The sequence below is a fragment of the Flavobacterium humidisoli genome (genome assembly GCF_023272795.1).
Lineage (GTDB): Bacteria > Bacteroidota > Bacteroidia > Flavobacteriales > Flavobacteriaceae > Flavobacterium > Flavobacterium humidisoli.
Genome location: NZ_CP096829.1, coordinates 949,742 through 971,448, shown reverse-complemented (window position 1 = coordinate 971,448; position 21,707 = coordinate 949,742). Strand labels below are relative to the sequence as shown.

General features: G+C 33.8%; 22 protein-coding genes. 19 read left to right on the top strand and 3 right to left on the bottom strand.

What is annotated here, in order from left to right:
- The first annotated feature begins 17 nt into the window (after nt 1-17).
- From M0M44_RS04485 to proC, 9 genes are all read left to right on the top strand, one after another.
- Nucleotides 18-938, top strand: coding sequence for a hypothetical protein (locus tag M0M44_RS04485; RefSeq protein ID WP_248728688.1), 921 nt, complete (start codon nt 18-20; stop codon nt 936-938).
- Nucleotides 939-1,097: 159 nt separating this feature from the next.
- A complete protein-coding gene (serS, locus tag M0M44_RS04480; protein WP_248728687.1) occupies nt 1,098-2,369 on the top strand; it encodes a serine--tRNA ligase in 1,272 nt (423 codons plus the stop codon).
- 84 nt (nt 2,370-2,453) lie between these two features.
- On the top strand, nt 2,454-3,284 hold the full coding sequence (lgt, locus tag M0M44_RS04475) for a prolipoprotein diacylglyceryl transferase (protein WP_248728686.1): 831 nt from the start codon (nt 2,454-2,456) through the stop codon (nt 3,282-3,284).
- 106 nt (nt 3,285-3,390) lie between these two features.
- Nucleotides 3,391-5,172 (top strand): tetratricopeptide repeat protein, encoded by a 1,782-nt coding sequence (locus tag M0M44_RS04470; protein ID WP_248728685.1) that lies wholly within the window; start codon nt 3,391-3,393, stop codon nt 5,170-5,172.
- 110 nt (nt 5,173-5,282) lie between these two features.
- The gene (locus M0M44_RS04465; RefSeq protein ID WP_057115334.1) at nt 5,283-5,594 is read left to right on the top strand and encodes a DUF4286 family protein; all 312 of its coding nucleotides are present in this window, start codon (nt 5,283-5,285) and stop codon (nt 5,592-5,594) included.
- Between the two features lie 146 nt (nt 5,595-5,740).
- Nucleotides 5,741-6,394: a hypothetical protein gene (locus M0M44_RS04460; protein WP_248728684.1), complete on the top strand. Its 654-nt coding sequence runs from the start codon at nt 5,741-5,743 to the stop codon at nt 6,392-6,394.
- A 42-nt stretch (nt 6,395-6,436) separates the two neighbouring features.
- Nucleotides 6,437-7,222, top strand: coding sequence for a 16S rRNA (adenine(1518)-N(6)/adenine(1519)-N(6))-dimethyltransferase RsmA (gene rsmA / locus M0M44_RS04455; RefSeq protein WP_248728683.1), 786 nt, complete (start codon nt 6,437-6,439; stop codon nt 7,220-7,222).
- The gene (gene mgtE / locus M0M44_RS04450; protein ID WP_248728682.1) at nt 7,206-8,555 is read left to right on the top strand and encodes a magnesium transporter; all 1,350 of its coding nucleotides are present in this window, start codon (nt 7,206-7,208) and stop codon (nt 8,553-8,555) included. Before rsmA ends, mgtE begins: the two co-directional genes overlap by 17 nt.
- A 111-nt stretch (nt 8,556-8,666) precedes the next feature.
- Complete coding sequence (gene proC / locus M0M44_RS04445) at nt 8,667-9,443, top strand: pyrroline-5-carboxylate reductase (protein WP_248728681.1); 777 nt, start codon at nt 8,667-8,669, stop codon at nt 9,441-9,443.
- 152 nt (nt 9,444-9,595) lie between these two features.
- Here proC and nhaA read toward each other — a convergent pair whose 3' ends face one another.
- Nucleotides 9,596-10,732: a Na+/H+ antiporter NhaA gene (nhaA, locus tag M0M44_RS04440; RefSeq protein WP_248728680.1), complete on the bottom strand. Its 1,137-nt coding sequence runs from the start codon at nt 10,730-10,732 to the stop codon at nt 9,596-9,598.
- Between the two features lie 225 nt (nt 10,733-10,957).
- Here nhaA and M0M44_RS04435 point away from each other — a divergent pair, with 225 nt between their 5' ends.
- The 7 genes from M0M44_RS04435 (at nt 10,958) to M0M44_RS04410 (ending at nt 14,337) form a co-directional block, all read left to right on the top strand.
- Nucleotides 10,958-11,908 (top strand): 2-hydroxyacid dehydrogenase, encoded by a 951-nt coding sequence (locus tag M0M44_RS04435; RefSeq protein ID WP_248728679.1) that lies wholly within the window; start codon nt 10,958-10,960, stop codon nt 11,906-11,908.
- Nucleotides 11,909-12,097: 189 nt separating this feature from the next.
- Nucleotides 12,098-12,514, top strand: a complete 417-nt coding sequence (locus tag M0M44_RS04430) for a DUF805 domain-containing protein (RefSeq protein ID WP_248728678.1) — start codon at nt 12,098-12,100, stop codon at nt 12,512-12,514.
- 15 nt (nt 12,515-12,529) lie between these two features.
- Nucleotides 12,530-12,808, top strand: a complete 279-nt coding sequence (locus tag M0M44_RS04425) for a TM2 domain-containing protein (protein ID WP_095930301.1) — start codon at nt 12,530-12,532, stop codon at nt 12,806-12,808.
- Nucleotides 12,809-12,995: 187 nt separating this feature from the next.
- Nucleotides 12,996-13,241 (top strand): TM2 domain-containing protein, encoded by a 246-nt coding sequence (locus tag M0M44_RS04420; RefSeq protein WP_248728677.1) that lies wholly within the window; start codon nt 12,996-12,998, stop codon nt 13,239-13,241.
- Between the two features lie 190 nt (nt 13,242-13,431).
- Nucleotides 13,432-13,653, top strand: coding sequence for a DUF805 domain-containing protein (locus M0M44_RS23775; RefSeq protein ID WP_338030081.1), 222 nt, complete (start codon nt 13,432-13,434; stop codon nt 13,651-13,653).
- Nucleotides 13,613-13,795, top strand: a complete 183-nt coding sequence (locus M0M44_RS04415) for a DUF805 domain-containing protein (RefSeq protein ID WP_256469766.1) — start codon at nt 13,613-13,615, stop codon at nt 13,793-13,795. The genes M0M44_RS23775 and M0M44_RS04415 overlap by 41 nt, the downstream gene beginning before the upstream one ends.
- A 170-nt stretch (nt 13,796-13,965) precedes the next feature.
- Complete coding sequence (locus M0M44_RS04410; protein WP_248728676.1) at nt 13,966-14,337, top strand: DUF805 domain-containing protein; 372 nt, start codon at nt 13,966-13,968, stop codon at nt 14,335-14,337.
- A gap of 71 nt (nt 14,338-14,408) precedes the next feature.
- On the opposite strand, the gene M0M44_RS04405 is transcribed toward M0M44_RS04410, so the two are convergent.
- Complete coding sequence (locus M0M44_RS04405; RefSeq protein ID WP_248728675.1) at nt 14,409-16,211, bottom strand: GNAT family N-acyltransferase; 1,803 nt, start codon at nt 16,209-16,211, stop codon at nt 14,409-14,411.
- Between the two features lie 118 nt (nt 16,212-16,329).
- On the opposite strand from M0M44_RS04405, the gene M0M44_RS04400 reads away from it, so the two are divergent.
- The 3 genes from M0M44_RS04400 to M0M44_RS04390 all read left to right on the top strand — a co-directional run bounded on the left by M0M44_RS04400 (nt 16,330) and on the right by M0M44_RS04390 (nt 19,448).
- Nucleotides 16,330-17,091: an exodeoxyribonuclease III gene (locus M0M44_RS04400; RefSeq protein WP_248728674.1), complete on the top strand. Its 762-nt coding sequence runs from the start codon at nt 16,330-16,332 to the stop codon at nt 17,089-17,091.
- Between the two features lie 115 nt (nt 17,092-17,206).
- Complete coding sequence (locus M0M44_RS04395; RefSeq protein WP_248728673.1) at nt 17,207-18,151, top strand: OmpA/MotB family protein; 945 nt, start codon at nt 17,207-17,209, stop codon at nt 18,149-18,151.
- A gap of 259 nt (nt 18,152-18,410) precedes the next feature.
- A complete protein-coding gene (locus tag M0M44_RS04390) occupies nt 18,411-19,448 on the top strand; it encodes an aldo/keto reductase (protein WP_248728672.1) in 1,038 nt (345 codons plus the stop codon).
- 189 nt (nt 19,449-19,637) lie between these two features.
- Here the strand turns inward: M0M44_RS04390 and M0M44_RS04385 are convergent, their stop codons facing one another.
- Nucleotides 19,638-21,602, bottom strand: coding sequence for a transglycosylase domain-containing protein (locus M0M44_RS04385; RefSeq protein WP_248728671.1), 1,965 nt, complete (start codon nt 21,600-21,602; stop codon nt 19,638-19,640).
- Between the last annotated feature and the right edge of the window lie 105 nt (nt 21,603-21,707).

The following is a 21,707-nucleotide window of genomic DNA, read 5'->3' as shown; positions in this document are numbered from 1 at the left end:
CTAACAAATCTAAACCTATGAAAAAAACGATTCTTTTAAGCAGCGTTTTGATGTTTTTGTTTTCTTGCGGGAAAAATGAAAAGGTCCCAAATGCTGCCGAAGTTCAGTATCAGGAACTGCTTTCGGAAACACAAGCACATCTTGGTCTTAATAAAAAACCAATCAAAAAACTCATTTTTAAAAATCTGGATGAGATCGAAGATTCTAAAGAAATGAATCTGAAGCTGCTCTCAATAGTGGCATCAAACTTAAAAATCAAATATTCAGATATTAAAATTGCCGAATCAAGTTCCATCAATTACGATAATCAAACCACTTTTTTTGTCCTGACAACTGTGGCGCACGATAAAAAAGTATTGAAGTCTCAAGATGACGATGAAATGGGAAATTATTTTCAACGTAAATACTTATTCGTGAATCGTGAAGACGGAAGTATAATTGCCGAAGAATTTGATGAAAATCTAGGTTATTACGATAATGAAGCCATTCAGTTTTCAAAATCGCATATTTTGAAAGATCTGTTTTTTTTAAACGAAAATACTCCAGCAGTTGCCTTTTACACAGAAGCGAGTGCAAGCAGCAGAATTGTTTTGTATTCGGAGAAGAAATTTACATTGGTAACTTTGGCTGACAAGGAGATAAAAAAGGTTTTATACGAGTATCCAATTCGATTAACGAATGGCGATTCTAACGGAAGCGGCACTTTTCAAGTAGAAACTTTAGAAACCGGTATGAGCTTTTCAGATCATAAAACGAATGGTTATTTTGATTTGATCATAACCAAAAACTTTTCTTATGAAGAAGCGGTCGAAAGTGATTCTGAAAACGGTATTGAAGAAAAAAGTGACCTGAAAATTAAAAAAGAATTAGAAAAAATCAAGTATAACGGAAGAGAATACGCTTTTCATAGAGATGACAGGCATCGTTTTCTGGAGTAAAATTCGAAAAAAGCGAAATAACATCAAGGGCACTTTTATAGTGCTTTTGCTGTTTATAGGAGATTTCGGTTTTACTGCAAAACTTTGACCTATTGTTAACAAACATTTCCTTAAATTTGCTTCCGTTATAAAAAATACAATAGTTATAAAAATCAAGCTATGTTACAAATTGCATTTATTAGAGAAAATCAAGAGAAAGTAATCAAAGCTTTAGCAAAACGAAATATCGATGCTAAAAGCGTTGTTGAAGAGGTGGTTCAATTAGACGAAAATCGTCGTGCTGCACAGGTGGAATTAGACAATACTTTATCAGAATCTAATAAATTGTCCAAAGATATTGGTGAATTGATGAAAGCTGGAGAGAAAGCGAAAGCAGCAATCTTAAAAGAAAAAACGGTTTCACTAAAAGAAAAAAGTAAAGAACTGAGCGAAAAAGCAGAAGCTTTGGCTGTTGAGTTAACCAATAAATTATACACATTACCAAATCTTCCGGCAGATATCGTTCCTGAAGGAAAAACACCAGACGACAATTTGAATGTTTTTCAAGAAGGAGACATTCCTGTTTTACATGAAGGCGCACTGCCGCACTGGGAATTGGTAAAGAAATACGATATTATCGATTTTGAATTGGGTGTAAAAATTACTGGAGCAGGATTTCCTGTTTATAAAGGAAAAGGAGCTCGTTTACAACGTGCCTTAATCAACTACTTTTTAGATAAAAATACAGCTGCAGGATACAATGAAGTTCAGGTGCCGCATTTGGTAAATGAAGCTTCTGGTTTTGGAACGGGACAATTGCCAGATAAAGAAGGGCAGATGTATCACTCTACCATTGACGATTTATATTTGATTCCAACTGCAGAGGTTCCAGTTACGAATTTGTTCCGCGATGTCATTTTGAACGAAAGTGATTTGCCTGTTTTACATACAGCTTATACACCATGTTTCCGTCGTGAAGCAGGTTCTTATGGAGCGCACGTTCGTGGATTAAACCGTTTGCACCAATTTGATAAAGTAGAAATTGTTCGTGTAGAGCATCCAGACAATTCTTATGCGGCGCTTGATGGTATGGTTGAACATGTAAAAGAGATTCTTCAGGAATTGAAATTACCTTATAGAGTTCTACGTCTTTGCGGAGGCGATATGGGATTCACATCTGCTTTAACGTATGATTTTGAAGTGTTTTCAACTGCACAAGATCGTTGGTTAGAGATTAGTTCTGTTTCTAACTTCGAAACTTTCCAGGCAAATCGTTTGAAATTACGTTTCAAAGACAAAGACGGAAAAAATCAATTGGCGCATACACTTAACGGAAGTTCATTGGCGCTTCCTAGAGTTTTGGCCGGAATTATTGAAAATTACCAAACTCCAGAAGGAATCGTAATTCCAGAAGTTTTACGCCCTTACTGCGGATTTGATATTATAAACTAAAAAAAGATAGTTTTTAAGATACAAACCTAACAGGTTTTAAAACCTGTTAGGTTTTCTTAATTTATAGAAATTAAAAAACGGAGCATGATGAATGGAATTTTAAACTGGAACGTAGATCCTGTTATTTTCTGGATTACAGATAGTTTTCCTTTAAAATATTACGGAGCTCTTTTTGCCTGCGGAATTCTTTTAGGTTTCTACATTGTTAGAAATATTTATAAGAAAGAAAATCTTTCGCTAGATAATCTCGATACTTTATTGATTTATGTAATTGTCGGAACCGTTTTAGGTGCTAGACTTGGACATTGTTTCTTTTACGAACCAGAGTATTTCTTCAAACATCCGATAGAAATTCTTTTACCGATTCAGAAAATAAAAGGAGTTTATCAATTTGTGGGTTACCAAGGTTTGGCAAGTCACGGAGGATCAATTGGTGTTATAACGGCAATGATTTTGTACTGCCGAAAATATAAAGTTCAGTTTTTAGGGCTTTTAGATAAAATGGCGGTTGCTGTTCCTGTAACGGGGACTTTTATCAGAATGGGAAATTTTATGAATTCTGAAATATACGGAAAACCGACCAACGGAAATTGGGGCGTAGTTTTCCAGAAAGATGATTTGATTCCGCGACATCCAACACAATTATATGAAGCTTTTGCTTATTTGTTGATTTTTGGAATTCTGTTTTATATGTACAAATCAGAAAAAATTAGAAATGCGCAAGGATTAATCTTTGGAACTTTCTTAACTTTATTATTTACAGCTCGTTTTATAATTGAATTTTTCAAGGAAAATCAAGAAGCTTTTGAGAATAATATGCTAATTAATATGGGGCAGATTTTAAGTATCCCGTTTATTTTAATTGGTTTAGGATTGATTTTTTGGAAAACTAAAAAAGTCTCGGCTGTATATTGAAAGTTTACAGTAATTAAAAACTAAAAAAGTTCGGTTGAAGTATGACTAAAAACTGTGACGGCGACTGAAAACTTATAAAGACTGAAAACTAAAAAAAAACTGCAATATGAAAAACATATTGATTGGAATCGTTTTATTATGTTCTGGTTTTGCATTTGGACAAAACGAGCAACTGGCTCAGTATTATTATGATAAAGGTGATTTTGATAAAGCTAAGATAAGTTATGAAGAGCTATTAAGAAATGCGCCATCCAATACGCAGTATTTTTTACGAACTGTAGATTGCTATCAGCAATTGCAGCAGTTTGCCAATGCAGAAAAAGCAATCCAGGAGCGTTACAATCGTTACAAACAAGGAGTGTTTTTGGTTGAATTAGGATATAATTTCCAGTTGCAGAAAAACGATTCGAAAGCTAAAAATTATTACGAACAGGCGATCGAAAAAATAAAGGTCAATCCAAATGATGTTTATGGAGTTGCGAGTTCGTTTGAGAAAAAAGTATTATTAGAATATGCTTTAAAAGCGTATCAGACCGCAATGCAGATTCAGCCCAACTTCAATTTCAATTTTCAAATCGGAATGTTGTACGGTCAGTTAGGCAAAACCGATTTGATGATAGATTTGCTATTGACAGAATCCTATACAAATCCGCAAAACACCAATTTGATTCAGACACAACTTTCGCGATTCATGAATGGTGAAACCGATAATACGGCTTTTAAAGATGCAATGCGAAAAGCCTTAATCTTGAAAACCCAGAAAGATCAGGACGTTTTTTGGAATCATTATTTGAGCTGGTTTTATGTACAGCAAAAAGAATTTGGAAAAGCCTTTATTCAGGAAAAAGCCATTTATAAACGCGAGCCAGAATCGTTGATGAGTATCGTCAATTTGAGTCAGTTTGCAATGAATGAAGGAGACACTGATACGGCTGAGGAAATTTTGAATTTTATTCTCCAAAACACGAAAGATCGCGATTTACTGATTCAGTGTAATGCCTATTTAATGCAGATCAAGATCGATAAGGCACAGGAAAAAGATTATCCAGCAATCAATCAAGAATTGCAACAATTATTGGCAACTTACGAAATCAGTCCTTTTACCTTATCTTTGCAAATCATTCAAGCCCATTTTCTGGCTTTTAATTTGAAAAAGACAGAAGAAGGAAAGGCAGTGGTTAAAAAAGCTTTAGAATTAAATTTAAACGAATATCAAAAAGCCGATGCCAAAATGGAGCTGGCAGATATTCTGCTTTTGGAAGAAAAGTACAATCAGGCACTTATTTATTATTCGCAGATTCAATTGGATTTAAAGAATGATGTAATGGCGCACGAAGCCAGTTTGAAAGCAGCCAAAACAAGTTATTATAAAGGCGATTTTGAATGGGCGAATAAACAATTTAAAGAATTAAAAGCAGCCAATACGCAGTTAATTGCCAATGACGCTTTAGAATATTTTCTTTTAATTAATGATAATACCGCTGCAGATTCGACTCAAGTAGCATTGAAGCAATTTGCAAAAGGAGATTTTTTAATTTATCAGAATAAAAAACAAGAAGCCATTGCACAGTTTCAGAATATCTTGAAAACTTATAAAGGGCAAGAGATAGAAGCTGTAACATTATTGCGTTTAGGAAAAGTTTACGAAAGCCAGAAAGATTTTGCTTCGGCTTTAAGTCAATACCAGCAGATTATAGACAATCACAGCGACGGAATTTATGTTGATGAAGCGCTATTTTTCTCAGCTGAAATTTATAACGACGAATTAAAAGATACAGAAAAGGCAAAGCCTTTATATGAAAAGGTAATTTTTAATCATCAAGACAGTATTTACTTTGTCGATGCCAGAAAAAAATACCGCGAGTTAAGAGGAGATAAGAATTTGTAAATTCCAATATTTTAAATTCCAAATTCCAATCTGAAAAGAATTAATAATGAGATTATTTTAAGTTTAGAGAAAAAACTCAGAACATTAGCATCTCAGAACATTAGAAAAAAATGATTATTTACAACGTTACCACAAACATACACGAAAGCGTTCACGACCAATGGTTAAAATGGATGCAGGAAAAACATATACCAGAAATTCTGGCTACTAATAAATTTTCTTCGGCAAGAATTGTAAAAGTTTTGGTTGAAGAAGAAATGGGCGGAATTACGTATTCTGTTCAATATGTAACAGACAGTAAAGAAACTTTAGATAAGTTTTATATCGAAGACGAACCAGAATTTCACAGAGAAGCTCTAGGATTATTTGCTGATAAAATGCTTTCTTTTAGAACAGAGTTAGAAGTTATTTCGGAACATTAGATTTGAGTTGTACTCTTTAATTAGAACCGTATAGAATTTGTATTAAGATTAAAATTAACAGGTCTATCTGCTTATACCTAAAAAAAGTATATTTGCAAAAAAATTAATTTCTAATTAAAAATTGTACTTGTTCACGCCCCTTATCTATGAAACACCTTTACATAAAACTTGTTTTATTTTTATTGTTAAGTCTGAATGTTTGCTGTCAAAGTAAAAACGAGCTGTGGAATGAACAAGAAACCGCAAAATCTGTTGTTTTACAACTGAATGAATTTAGAGAAATTAGTAATACTTCGAAAGAAATTTTAAAGTATACTGTTTTTTCTAAATACGAAGTGTTGAAAGTAAAATACGAAGAGTCGCCTAAATCATTTGGAGAAATGATGAAGTTTGCAACACAGATTTATGATACGGGTAACGAAATTAACGATTACATTGAGGAAATTAAAGCAGAAATCTCAGAAGAAGATTGTTTTGTAACAAATGATACTGCGCTTTATGATGCATTTGTAAAACAAAAATATGCTGTTTTGAAAAGTAAAATAGACAAATTTTACAAACAAAATAAAGTAATTACATATTCTGGAGGGGTTTATGCTTCTTTTAAAGGAGACAATGAAAAGCTATTTAACACCAATAAAACCTTCATTAATAAGGAAAATAAAAGTGTAGATTTTTTAAACTATAGATTTGGCTACAAAGCGAATATTGGACTGCTGACAGGTTTAGAAAAAATTCAATTTGACGTTATTCATTTTCAATATATGTTTATGAATACGATTATAGGATCTGCTCATTAAAATAATACCCAAAAAGCAAAAAGCAGAAAGCAAATAACAAATATGGAAAAAGTAAAAGCCAAAAAACATTTAGGACAGCACTTTCTTAAAGACGAAAGCGTAGCAAAAGCTATTGCAGACACTTTAAGTCTGAAAGGGTACGATGAGGTTTTAGAAATAGGACCAGGAATGGGTGTGCTTACTAAGTATTTGCTTGAAAAGCCAATTACTACACATGTTATAGAAATCGATACCGAATCTGTAGCGTATTTGGATGCACATTATCCAAAATTAAAAGACAAAATTATTTCTCAGGATTTCCTGAAGTACAATATAAATGAAGTTTACCAAGACAAACAGTTTGCCATAATTGGAAACTTTCCGTACAATATTTCTTCTCAGATTGTTTTTAGGACATTAGATCTTAAACATCAGATTCCTGAATTTTCAGGAATGTTCCAGAAAGAAGTAGCCGAGCGCATCTGCGAAAAGAAAGGCTCGAAAACCTACGGAATATTATCCGTTTTAGCCCAAGCTTTCTATACTACAGAGTATCTGTTTACGGTTGATGAAAACGTTTTTATTCCTCCGCCCAAGGTGAAATCGGGTGTGATGAGAATGACCCGAAAGGAAGATTACAGTCTTCCTTGCAGCGAAAAGTTGTTTTTTACAGTGGTAAAAACCGCTTTTCAGCAGAGACGAAAAACATTACGTAACAGTTTGAAAACATTAAATTTATCAGACAATTTGCGAGAAGACACTATCTTTGATAAACGTCCGGAGCAGCTTAGCGTCGATGAATTTATTGAACTAACTCTAAAAATAGAAACCGATGGAGTTCAAAGTTAGTAAAGAATTTATACACCAGCTAGAGGAGCTGATCAATAAGAAAAACGACAGTGAATTAGAAGTTTTACTTAATGATCTGCACCACGCTGATATTGCCGAAATTTTAGACGAATTAGATTTCGACGAGGCAACCTATATCTTTAAAGTTTTAGATAGTGATAAAACAGCCGAGATTCTTCTGGAATTGGAAGAGGATCTGCGTGAAAATATCTTAAGCCGACTCTCACCAAAGGAAATTGCTGAAGAGCTTGATGAGCTTGAAACCAATGATGCTGCCGATATTATCGCAGAGCTTTCGCAGGAAATCAAAGCGGAAGTAATCTCTGAAATATTAGACGTTGAACATGCTAAAGACATTGTTGATCTTTTGCGTTACGACGAAAATACTGCAGGTGGTTTGATGGGTAAGGAGCTTGTAAAAGTGAATGAAAATTGGAACGTTTTGACCTGCGTTAAAGAAATGAGAATTCAGGCTGAAAATGTATCTAGAGTGCATTCTATTTACGTAGTGGATGATGAAAACCGATTAAAAGGAAGATTATCACTGAAAGATTTATTGACTTCTTCTACAAAAACTCAGATTGGTGAAGTCTATATCCGAAAATTAAATTTTGTAAATGTTGATACGGAGGACGTAGAAGTTGCTCGTATCATGCAGAAATATGACTTAGAGGCGATTCCGGTTGTGGATGAGTTAGGTCGTTTGGTAGGAAGAATTACCATTGACGATATCGTAGACGTAATCAAGGAAGAAGCCGATAAAGATTACCAGTTGGCGGCCGGTATTACTCAAGACGTTGAATCGAATGACAGCGTTTACGAATTGACCAAAGCGCGTCTGCCTTGGCTTTTGATCGGAATGGTGATCGAAATTGTAGCGTCTTTTGTTTTAAAAGGAAACGAAGCTACTTTTCAAAAATATTCTACACTAATCATTTTTGTGCCTTTACTTTCTGCAACAGCAGGAAATATCGGAGTTCAGGCTTCGGCAATCGTGGTGCAAGGTTTGGCAAACGGAACATTGAAAGATTTCAGCCGTGCTTACTTTACTAAAGAAATTACGGTTTCAATGATTTCCGGAAGTATCATTTCGTTGCTTTTGTTGTGCTATCATTCTATCATGTATCAGCAGTATTTAGTGGGATTCGCGATTTCAATTTCAATGATTGTCGTGATTTTGTTTGCGGCGACTTTAGGAACTTTGGTTCCTCTTTTCTTAAATAAAAATAAAATTGATCCCGCAATTGCCACTGGTCCGTTTATCACAACGACCAATGACGTATTCGGAATTATGCTCTACTTTGGAGTAGCAAACTTAATTCTTGGATTTTAGATTTTTGCCACAAATTAGTAGATTACAGTGATTTAAGATCTCTAAAATCTACGTAATTTACAGGCGGAAAAAATGCTGTTGATCAGCTACGAATAATTAAAGCCAACCAGAATGAAAGTACACATTATTGGAGGAGGAAACCTTGGGGTTTCTATTGCCTTGGGAATTGCTAAATTCTCGAAAAACAACCAAGTTACTGTCACAAGAAGAAACATAGCAAGCATTCAATATTTATCTGAATATGGAATTGCTGTTTCTAACGATAATAAACACAACATCCAAGAAGCCGATGTTGTAATTTTGACTATAAAACCGTATCAGGTAGATACTGTTTTGGCTGAAATTTTACCAGTTATTCAAGATAAAACAATTGCTTCAGCAGTAAGCGGATTGTCTTTAGATGTGCTTCAAACCAAAACAAACTACGAATATCCAGTTGTACGCATTATGCCAAATATTGCAGCCCAATTTGGAGAATCGGCAACTTGTATTTCTTTCCCAGAAAAATATGCAGCAAATGCTTCACCAATTGTTGACTTATTCCAAGATTTAGGAACAGCTCCTGTTATCGACGAAAAATTAATGGATGCGGCAACCGTTTTAGGTGCTTGTGGTACTGCGTATGCATTGCGTTATATTCGTGCTTCTATGCAGGCGGGAATCGAGATTGGATTTGATTCTAACACGGCTCTTGCAATTGCAGCTCAAACGGTAAAAGGTGCAGCAAAAATGCTTTTAGAAGAGAAAGTACACCCAGAACAGTTAATCGATCGTGTAACAACGCCTCAAGGCTGTACCATTGTCGGTTTAAATGAAATGGAACACAATGGTTTCAGTTCATCATTAATTAAAGGGATTAAGACTTCCTTGAAACAAATCAAAGGATAGTTTTTAAAGAAATTCCAAATATTTGTAAATTCCAAATTCCAATTTTATCATTGGGATTTGGAATTTTTTATTGAGATTAAAGAAGTTAGTTTTGTCATTTCGAGGAACGAGAAATCTCCACAAGTAGCTCCACAAAGTTAAAAATTGGAATTTCATTTTTTACTAAGAATGTATTTCAAATAAACAAATCCCATAAGTCCGGCTAAGAAAGAAGCAATAAGAATCGCTATTTTAGAAAAAACAATTATTTCAGGATTTTTAAATGCAAGAACGGTAATAAAAATAGACATTGTAAAACCAATTCCGCCGAGCATTCCTGCACCTAAAATATGCGCCCATTTTAAATTTTTCGGCAAGGTGCATAAACCTGCAGTTACGCCAACAGAAGAGAAAAGTAAAATTCCAAGCGGTTTACCAACCACAAGACCAAGAATAATTCCGTATGTATTAACATGACTTAGACCTTCGTGCCAGTTTTCGGTAATTGTTATAGCAGTATTGGCAATAGCAAACAAAGGCAAAATGAAAAAAGCAACGGGTTGGTGTAAAAAATGCTGTAGCTTGTACGAAGACGTTTTTTTGCCACCATCTCCAAACGGAATAACAAATGCTAAAATTACACCCGTTATTGTGGCATGAACTCCAGAATTAAGCATGAAATACCACATTATAACTCCGCCAATAAGATACGGAATGAGATTGTGAATTTTCATTCGGTTTAAAACAAAAAGAAGACACCAAATTCCAAGTGCAATTCCGAGGTTTAAAAATGAAATCGAAGTGGTATAAAAAATCGCAATCACGATAATGGCACCCAAATCATCAATTACAGCCAGCGCCGTTAAAAATACTTTTAAAGAAGCAGGAACTTTGTTTCCTAGAAGCGATAAAATTCCAATAGCAAAAGCAATATCAGTAGCCATGGGGATACCGGCACCGTTTTGTGTAGTAGTTCCGTAATTTAAAACCAGAAAGATTGCTGCAGGAACCAGCATTCCGCCAAAAGCCGCCATTATGGGCAATGAAGCATTCTTAATATTGGATAATTCGCCATGATAAATCTCACGTTCCAGCTCCAATCCGATCAAAAGGAAGAAAATAGTCATCAATCCATCGTTTATCCAATGTGTGAGAGAATGTCCTGCAATTTCTTTTTCCCAAAAAGAAACATACGGAATTTGAATCGAAGAGTTAGCGAGAAAAAGAGATAAAATCGTGACTACGAGCAAGATAATTCCTCCCGATTTTTCGTTTTCAAAAAAGGCTTTAAAAGTCTTGGTTAGTTTCATTATGGGAAGATTTTCTTAAGATTTATTAGGTGGATTGTGAAATCCTTATTCTTTCAAAGTTAAAAAAAATCTGAGCAATAAAAAAGTTTAACTGCCAAGTCCAGAAAATCGATAGTTTTTATTCTATTTATTCAAGAGAGAATCTTCATGAAAAAACTTTGCGTCTTTGCGCCTTCGCGAGATTAAATTAACCGTATTTTTGTTTAGTATAAAATTTGAAAAATAATGAGTATAAAAATTCTTCATATCGATAGTAATAATCCAATTCTTTGGAATCAATTGGAAGAAGCGGGTTTTGAAAACCATGCTGATTTTAAATCTTCAAAAGAAGAAATCGAGGCAAAAATTCAAGAGTATAACGGAATTGTAATTCGTAGCCGATTCAAGATTGATAAGACTTTTTTAGATGCTGCAACAAAGTTGCAATTTATTGCGAGAGTTGGCGCAGGCCTTGAAAGTATTGATTGTGAGTATGCTTCTTCAAAAGGAATTCATCTTATTGCCGCGCCAGAAGGTAACCGCAATGCTGTTGCAGAACATTCTTTGGGCGTAATTTTGTCTTTGTTCAATAACCTAAACCAAGCTGACGCCGAAGTAAAAGCTGGACACTGGAATCGGGAAAGCAATCGCGGTCATGAACTCGATTTAAAAACGGTCGGAATTATTGGTTACGGAAATATGGGGAAAGCTTTTGCTAAAAAACTGAGAGGTTTTGAAACAGAAGTTTTATGTTATGATATTTTGGATAATGTTGGAGACGAAAATGCCAGACAAGTTTCATTGGCAGAATTACGTGAAAAAACAGACGTTTTAAGTCTTCACCTTCCTTGGACACCAGAAACAGATAAAATGGTCAATAAAGACTTTATAAATGCGTTTAAAAAGCCGTTTTGGATTATAAATACTTCTCGAGGTAAAAACATAGTAACGGCCGATTTGGTTGAAGCAATGAAAGAGAAAAAAGTTTTAGGTGCTGGTTTGGATGTTTTGGAATACGAAAAGCTTTCGTTTGAAACATTATTCCAAGAAAAAAATACACCAGAAGCACTTCAATATCTTATGATGTCAAAAAATGTATTACTGACACCTCATATTGCAGGTTGGACTTTTGAAAGTCACGAACGTTTGGCTCAGGTAATTGTTAATAAAATTAAAGCAGTTTACAACAAAAAATAGCGTAAAAGCTTTAGGTTTTAATAACGAGTTTTTTCCTGTAAATTTTATTTGGCAAGATTAGTTTTATTTGTTAATTTTTAATAATATTGTTTCCGAATTTAAAAGAATGGGTCTAAATAGGTTCTTTTTTTGAAGTTCGGAGAAAACCGAAAATCCTAAGAGTAGGCCCAAAAACAAATTATCCTAAGTATGATTGAATGGTATAAAATTGCCATGTTCCAGAACTATTCGAATTTTAGTGGAAGAGCTAGAAGAAGTGAATATTGGTATTTTCGTTTGGCAACCGCTGTAATCTTTTTCGCGTTGATTGCTTTTGCAGGTTTATTAGCTATAGTTGCTGGTGGAGCTTTGGCTTTTCAGATAGCCATGGCGATCTTCTTTATTTATATATTACTTTCTGTAATTCCTTCTTTGGCTGTAACAGTTAGAAGGATGCATGATTTAGGTAAAAGCGGTTGGAATGTTTTAATTTCTTTCATTCCGTTGGTTGGCCCTATCTGGTTTCTTGTTTTGTTAGCAACAGAAGGAGAGCATGGGGAAAACTATTATGGTCCAGATCCTAAAAGTACCATTGAAGAAATTGATGAAATCGGAATTAATAATTAACTAAATAATATAAAAATGGAAACTACAAAACCAGAAAGCTGGAATACACCATCTCAACCTAGACAAGAGAATAAAAAAGTATTAGCAGGAATTATGGGAATTATTTTTGGATACTTAGGTATTCATAAATTTATCTTAGGATACACTCAAGAAGGAATCATCCAAATTGTAATTACAATCGTAACTTGCGGAGTTGGTAGTATAATTGGATTTATTGAAGGAATTATCTACTTAACAAAATCAGATGAAGATTTTTACCAAACGTACCAAGTTGGTAAAAAAGGCTGGTTTTAAGAGAAAAATGCATATAATACTAGAAATCCCATTCAGAACTGAATGGGATTTTTTGTTTTGAAAGCCTTTATTGTCAAGCTTGATATTTTGTCTTTTATTGATACTTAAAAAACTTCTTGTGACAACAAAAGGGGGGCATTATGAGTACTATTACAAAATTTTAAATCAAAAATTAAATTAAGTTATTATGGAAAATGGAAAGCAAGAAAATAAAAAAGTAGTCGCAGGAATATTAGGTATTGTTTTAGGATGCTTTGGCGCTCATAAATTTTATTTAGGATACCAAAAAGAAGGAATTATTCAGTTGATTGTTTCTGTGGTGACTTGTGGATTAGGAGGAATGGTTGGGTTTGTAGAAGGAATTATTTACTTGACAAAATCAGATGAAGAATTTTATCAAACTTACCAAGTTGGCAAGAAAAGCTGGTTTTAAGAGAAAAGAAGATATTTGTCTGTCCCATTTAAAATTTAAATGGGATTTTTTATACAAACATTTTGTCGTTTTATGCTGTATTAATGTTTTCTAGAGTCTTTCGGGAGTTTAGGATGTAAGTAATTTTGCGCTCTGTAAAGGGAGTAATGTAGAAATTGAAATTACAAAAAAAAAAAAAAAAAATTTTATTATGATTGAGATGTACAAAAAGACAGTTTTTGATAACTATGCCAATTTTAACGGAAGAGCGAGTAGAAGAGAATATTGGACATTTGTTTTAATGAGTATTATATGTTTTTTCCTCTCAGGGATCCTATTTTTGATACCGTTTCTTGGATTAATGTTATTTAGTGGTTTTTTATTTGTTGATAATGATACCATCAATTGCAGTTACAATCAGAAGGATGCATGATGTTGGCAAAACTGGCTGGTTTTCATTAATTCCATTTTATCGATTAATCTTGCTTTGCACGGCAGGCGATAAAAGGTCCAATCAATATGGAGCAGATCCTAAAAATCAATTAGAAGACATTAACGAAATTGGTAAAGAATAATTAATCTGTTGATTATGAATGAAATCCCATTTTAAAATGGTTTTTTTTTTATGCTCATAGTCTTTTCTTCATGTGTTCTTAATTTAAGGATCGTAATATTGGTGGTTTTTTCAGATTTAATGAAATCTTTGAAAACAGTTGTGATAAAGGAATTAAATTAAATAATAATTATGTTGAAAATTTACACCAATGTGCTTTTTGCAAATTATATAAACTTTAAAGGAAGAGCCCGAAGAAAGGAATTTTGGAGCTTTTTCTTTATAAATACAATGTTCTATTTTGGTTTAAAATCGATAGTGAGTCTGATGGATTCTGATGAAGATTTGCTTTTTGAAATTTATACAATAGCTCTTTTTCTTCCCATGATAGCTGTCGGTTTTAGAAGAATGCACGATATTAATAAATCGGGATGGTATTTCTTTATTCCGTTTTATAATGTCTATTTATGCACGGTTATGGGTGATGAAGGTCAAAATCAATATGGTGCTGATCCTATTAATGAGTTGGAATATTTAAAGGAATTAGGGAAGAATTTGAATTAGTTCTTGGGTTTTTCACGTACAAAGAAATCCCATTCAGAAATGAATGGGATTTTTGTTTTTATAATTGTGGATTAATCTTCCTTCTCAGACAATTTACGCTCTAATTCAATCTGGAATTCTTCGATAACAGGTTTCATAGTGCTTTCTGGAATATCGGCGATTCTAATGTACATTAAACCGTCAATAGCGTTATTAAAAAGAGGATCAACATTGAAAGCTACTACACGAGCATTCTGTTTGATGTATTTTTTAATTAAAACCGGCAAACGTAAATTTCCAGGCTCCAGTTCGTCAATTATTTTATCAAATTTGTTTAAGTCAGATTCTGCTTCATCGAAGATAAAATCTTTATCGGCATCTTTTAGTTTTACTTTATAAGCCTTTTTCGGATGAATATATTGTGCGATATATGGATCATAATAGTTTGATTTCATAAACTCAATCATTAGCGATTTTGAGAAATCTGAAAACTGATTGCTGATACTTACTCCTCCAACCAAATATTTGTGCTCAGGATGGCGCAAAGTGGTATGAATAATGCCTTTCCATAATAAGAACAAAGGCATTGGTTTCTGCTGGTATTCTTTTACGATAAAAGCACGACCCATTTCGATCGATTTGTGCATCATATCATGAAGTTCCGGCTCAAATCTGAAAAGATCAGTCAGATAAAAACCTTCAATTCCGTATTTCGGATAGATTTCAGAACCTAATCCCATACGGTAAGCTCCTGCGATTTTTTTGGTTTCATCATCCCATAAAAACATATGGTGATAATATTGGTCGTATTCGTCTAAGTCAATAGATTCATTTGTTCCTTCTCCAACTTCACGGAAAGTAATTTCGCGAAGACGTCCTATTTCATGTAAAATGTTCGGAATTTCTTTTGCGCTTGCAAAGAAAACCTCATAGTTTTTGCTTTGTAAAAATCTGCTGTCGCTATCCCTTAAAGCTTGGACTTCATCAATCAATTTTGATTCGTTTGCAGGGGTAACGATTTTTTTCGGTGCTTTTGTGATTTTTAAGCTCGCTGTGTCAATCAGTTTAGTGTCTTTTTCAAACGGATTGGCAAGCATATAGGTTTTCTTTCTTAAGAATTCTGAGTATTCTTCGAAAGATTCGATTTCGTTTTGTTCAGATACAGAAATTGGTTTCCCGATACGAACTTTAATAACACGATCTTTCTGTGTTAAAAGTTCAGAAGGTAATTTTGCAGTTCTTAAAGTATCGTCAATTTTAGAAAGCCAGTAGAATAATTTACTGTTTTTAGCATGAAAATAAATCGGAACTACGGGAACTTTTGCTTTTCTGATCAGTTTAAGAGCGCCTTCTTCCCAAGGTTTATCCACTACTAATTTGCCATCTTTATAAGTTGAAACTTCACCAGCAGGAAAAATACCCAATGGTTTTCCGTCACTTAAATGGCGCAAAGTTTCTTTAATACCAATTACGCTCGATTTTGCATCCTTATGGTTTTCAAAAGGATTAACCGGCATAATGTATTTTTTCATCGGAACAATTCTGTGTAATAAGAAATTGGCAATGATTTTGAAATTTGGCTCTCTTTCAAGCATTAATTTTAAAAGCAAAATTCCGTCAATTCCTCCAAGCGGATGATTTGAAATGGTAATATACGCACCATCTTTTGGCAGACGTTTTAGATCTTCTTCTGGGATTTCGAACTTAATTTCCATTTCATCCAAAATTCCATTCAAAAAGGCAAGGTCTTCCAAATGTTTATTACGATCGTAAATTTTATTAAGGGTCGAGATCTTAAGAACCTTCATAAGAATCCAGCCAGAAAAGGTACCGAAAACTCCGTACTTTTCAACATTTATTGCCTTTGCAACTTCTTTCGCGGTAACTAAACCCATGTAGTACTTTTAATTTATTAGAACAGCGAACAAAGATAACAAAAAAGTCTACTTTTCATTGTTTCCAAGACAAACTTTGCACTTTTTTATTACATTTGAAATCCTAAAAAAATCACTGATGAAAATTATTTCTTATAATGTAAACGGAATTAGAGCGGCAATAAACAAAGGGTTTATCGAGTGGCTGCAACAAGCAAATCCTGATGTAATATGCCTTCAGGAAATAAAAGCAACACAAGATCAAATTCCGGTCGATGATATAACGGCAGCTGGCTATCCGTTCCAGTATTATTATCCTGCAACCAAAAAAGGGTACAGCGGGGTAGCTATTCTTTCTAAAACAAAGCCAAACAATATTGTTTACGGTACGGGAATTCATCATATGGATTTTGAAGGTAGAAATCTTCGTGCAGATTTTGACGATGTTTCTGTAATGAGTTTGTATCTTCCATCTGGAACAAACATTGAAAGACTTGATCACAAATTTATGTTTATGGACGATTTTCAGAATTATGTCAACGAATTGAAAGTTACGGTTCCGAACCTTATTATTTGTGGTGATTATAATATTTGTCATGAAGCAATTGATATTCACGATCCTGTTCGTAACAAAACAGTTTCTGGATTTCTTCCGGCAGAGCGCGCTTGGCTAGATGCTTTTATGAAATCTGGATTTATAGATAGTTTCCGTCATTTCAATAAAGATCCTCATCATTATTCATGGTGGAGTTACCGTGCAGGAGCGAGAGGAAATAACAAAGGATGGCGTATCGATTATAATTTGGTAAGCAATGCGCTAGAAAACAGATTAAAAAGAGCTGTTATACTGCCAGATGCTATGCATTCAGACCATTGTCCGATTTTAGTCGAGATTGACTAATTTTTGGTATTGTTCTTGTTGAATGAATTTGAGTCTTAAAATTGAGATTGCAATTGGCATTGAATTTTGACATAAAAAATTATTAAACGCCCAGAATAAAAACGAATTAAAGAAGATGATTAAAAAAGCCTCCATCGGATTACTAGCATTAGCTTTGTCCACAACGTCGTGTGTTTCTAAGAAAATTTACAATGATCTAGAAACAAAATATTCAGATTTGAAAAAAGAGAATCGTTCTATTGCTGATGAAAATGAAAATTTGAAGAAAGCAAAGAATCAATTGGAAACCGATCGTGATAAACTGGTTAAAGATTTAGCAACTGCTAATGATGATTTGGCAAAACAAAAAGCAGATTTAGCGGCGGCTCAAAATAAATACAAAGTTTTACAAGATTCTTATAATGCATTGGAAAAAAATAGCAACGATGCATTGGAGAAAAACATGGCTAAAAACCGTGAATTGTTAGCGCAATTAGAAGCAAAAGGTAAAGCCCTTGCAGAGGAACAAGCTCGTTTAGACAAAACGGCAAATCGTCTAAAAGAATTGGAAGATATGATTGCGGCGAAAGAAGAAGCAATGCGTAAATTAAAAGAAACTTTATCTAAAGCATTAACTGGTTTTGAAGGTAAAGGTTTGACAGTGGAACATAAAAACGGAAAAGTTTATGTTTCTATGGAAAACAAATTGCTTTTCAACTCAGGAAGCTGGGCTGTTGGAACAGATGGTAGAAAGGCAGTTGTTGAACTTGGAAAAGTTTTAGGCGATAATCCAGATCTTTCTGTTCTTATTGAAGGTCATACAGATGATGATCCGTATGCTGGATCGGGGCCAATCGCAAACAATTGGGATTTATCTACTAAAAGAGCAACTGCAATTGTGGCTATTTTAAGTGAAAACCCAAAAATCAATAAACAAAAACTAACAGCAGCAGGAAGAAGCGAGTTTTCTCCTTTGGCAAGTAACGCAACTCCAGAAGGAAAAGCGAAAAACCGTAGAATCGAAATTATTTTAACTCCAAGATTAGACGAGATTGCGGAGATGCTTAATAGTATTAATTAAGATGCTAAGGTTCTGAGGAACTAAGGGATTAAGGTTTTAAAAAGGTTCAAAGTTTTACTTTGAACCTTTTTTTATTAATTGGAATCTAAACTTAGCATCTTAGCTCAGAACCATAGCATCTCGAAATAAATCTTGTACTTTTTTTAACCTTTCTCGTTTTTAGATTTGAGAAATCCGTTTGTATCTTTGAAAACTTATTACTAAAAAAGGGAAAAAACTTAGAACCTTAGAATCTTAGCAACTCAGTATCTTAAAGAAAATGAAATACACAACATTACCCAATACCGACATAAAAGTTAGTAAAATTTGCCTTGGAACCATGACTTTTGGTCAGCAGAATACAGAAGCAGAAGGACACGAACAAATGGATTACGCTCTTGAAAGAGGAGTAAACTTCTTTGATACGGCCGAAATGTATTCGGTTCCTGCGAGTGAAGCGACTTACGGAAGCACAGAAAAGATTATTGGAACTTGGTTTAAAAAATCAGGAAATAGAGATAAAGTGATTTTGGCTTCAAAAATCGCAGGTCCCAATCCAAATTTCGGATATATGCGCGAGAAATTAGATTTTTCTCCAGCAAGTATTAAGTATGCAGTTGAGAACAGTTTAAAAAGACTTCAAACCGATTATATCGATTTGTACCAAATGCACTGGCCAGAAAGAAAAACGAACAATTTTGGTCAGCGTGCTTTTCATGGACATGATGATGTTTGGGAAGATAACTTTAGAGAAATCTTAGAAACTTTTGATGGATTAATCAAAGAGGGTAAAATCAAACATATTGGAGTTTCTAATGAAAATGCTTGGGGAATGATGCGCCTTTTGGAAGAAAGCAAATACAACAATCTTCCAAGAATTAAAACCGTTCAAAATCCGTATTCTTTATTGAACCGTTTGTTTGAAGTGAATTTTGCAGAAGTTTCGAAATATGAAAATGTTGGTTTATTAGGATATTCTCCATTAGCCTTTGGAGTTCTAACTGGAAAATTCTTAACTGGAGAAAGTCATCCGAAAGCGAGAATTAATCTTTTTCCGCAATACAAACGTTACAATAGTGATCAATGTACTGAAGCAACAAAAATGTATCAGGAAATCGCTAAAAAACATGGTTTAACGCTAACGCAATTGGCAATGAGCTTTGTATTGCAACAGCCGTTTTTGACAAGCGCTATTATCGGAGCAACAACTATGGAACAATTAAAAGAAAACATCGATACAATTGATGTGGTTCTTTCTAAACAAATCTTAGCAGAAATTGATGCGGTTCAGGCTATAATTCCAGATCCTGCGCCTTAGTTTTTTTGCCACAAAGGCACTAAGACACGAAGGTTTTTAATCTCGCAAAGCCGTAGAGCCACAAAGTGTTTTTTTAAACCATATAAGTAATATAAGAGATTTAAGTCTTTTCTTAACTGATCCTACATTACTTATATGGTTATTTTATTTTTAGACTTTGTGTCTTAGTGCCTTCGTGGCAGAAAACAATTATAAATCAAATTCATCATCAACAGCCAAAGAATCTGTTTTGATTGCTGTAGAATCTGGGACTTTGATTTTAATTAATGAACGAGCATTTCCAGAAATATATACAGGTAATATTCCAATTGTATCCTCAGGAACTAAAAGTCCTCTTCTAAACATGAGATTCTTTAAGAATTTCTGATTTTTAACGGCATAATCTTTCAAATTACCTTGATCATTAAACTGATACATAAATTTTCTTGGCTTCGGAATAATTGTTGCCAGATATAAACATTCATCAACATTTAAATCGGCTGGACTTTTTTGGAAATAAAAATGACTTGCTTCTCCAATTCCGTATATATTTGGTCCCCATTCGATAATATTGAAATATACTTCCAGCATTCTTTCTTTGCTAACAATTCGATTGTTTTCTAAAATGTAAACCAATAAAATTTCTTCTAGCTTTCGCGAAAGCGTTTTTTCACGAGTTAAAAATACATTCTTAATTAACTGCATGCTGATTGTGCTAGCGCCGCGAGAGAATTTTTTAGTTCGAATGTTTTTCAGAATCGATTGTTTGAAAGCTTCATTAATAAATCCGCGATGCGAGAAGAAAGAAGGATCTTCTGTCGTTAAAACACATTTTCTTAAATAAGGAGAAATTTGGTCCAAAGGCGTATAATTCGGATTTGCATTTCCGACTAAAACAGGCCGTTGCAATACATTTTGAATTATAGCGCGATACACAAATTCACCGTTTAGTTTATTTAAATCGGCTTCTCCGTATTTAGTGATTCGTAAATCTTCTTTGTTAAGCTTACTGTCAAAAACAAGTGTGTTTGGTTTGTTTTGATTGAATTTGAAATCCAATTTGTAATCGAAATTTCCAGTTGCCTGCATTCCCTGAAAATGTGTGAATAAACCATCAGGAAGCGAAACGATAAAATCTTGCGCTTTCATTTTCGGAATATCGACTTTCAAAGTATAAATTGTATCTTTTTCGGTATCGTAAGAAATGTAAGGACGAACTTTAATCTTGTTTAACTGCATTGTCGAAGAACTGTCGATAGAAATAAAGCTATCGCCCAATAAAAATCGGTAATCAAAACGCGCATTTTTGATAACCACATCTTTGCTCGCGATTTTGGGATGATTGATTTTAAGATTAGCGATAGAAGTGTAACCGTCTATATGGAGTTCGCTGCCGCTTTTGTCTATGTTTTGAACATTTAGACGAATAGAGTCAAAACTTGCTTTTAAGTTATAACGCTGATCTAAATACGGAACGCGAATAGCGCCAGTATCTAAATTGAAAAAACGAATATCTGCTTTTTTGTTTCTCGGATCTGCAAATCCTTTAATGTTCCAGCGCTGATCAAAATCTTTTGCTTGAACATGAAGATTGGTTTCGAGCTGTTTGTTATTTAAAACGAGTTTATCTACAGCGATATTGGTTTGTTTTCCGTTATCATCGATTTTGAATTTGAAGTTTTTCAAATCCATATCCGTCGGAACCAAATTCAATACTTTCGAAATGATTCTGTAAGCAAAAGCAGCGTACTTGCGTTTTTCATTTGAATCGGTTTCTTCTCGATCTCTTTTTAGAAAAGCATCAAAATTTCGTTTTTTGCCTTTTTTTACTAATTGAATATATCCGTTGTCTACTTTTAAAGTTCCAACTTGAACATCACCAATTAATAAATTACTTAAACTGATGCTGGTTTCGACATTTTTTATTTTGACAAGCGTATCAGCATTTATTGGAGCCAAAACTACATCTGTCAATTTTATAGTTGATAAACCATCAAATGTCGCCGACTTTACAGAAAAGTTACTTTGGTACTGAACGGCCATTTTGTGGGTGACTTTTGCAATGGCTTGGTTTAAAAGTGAATTACGAAAATAATACAGTCCGATGCAAAGCAATAAAATTACTATTCCTAGTATTTTTAAAGCTTTGTATATTTTTTGTTTTGGAAAATTCATAAAATTGGTTTGCTTCGAAATTATTCAGTTTTCAAATTTAAATTTAAAATTATCAGCTTGTAGAGTTTTTCTTTAAAATTTTAAACAATGTGTCTAATATGTTGA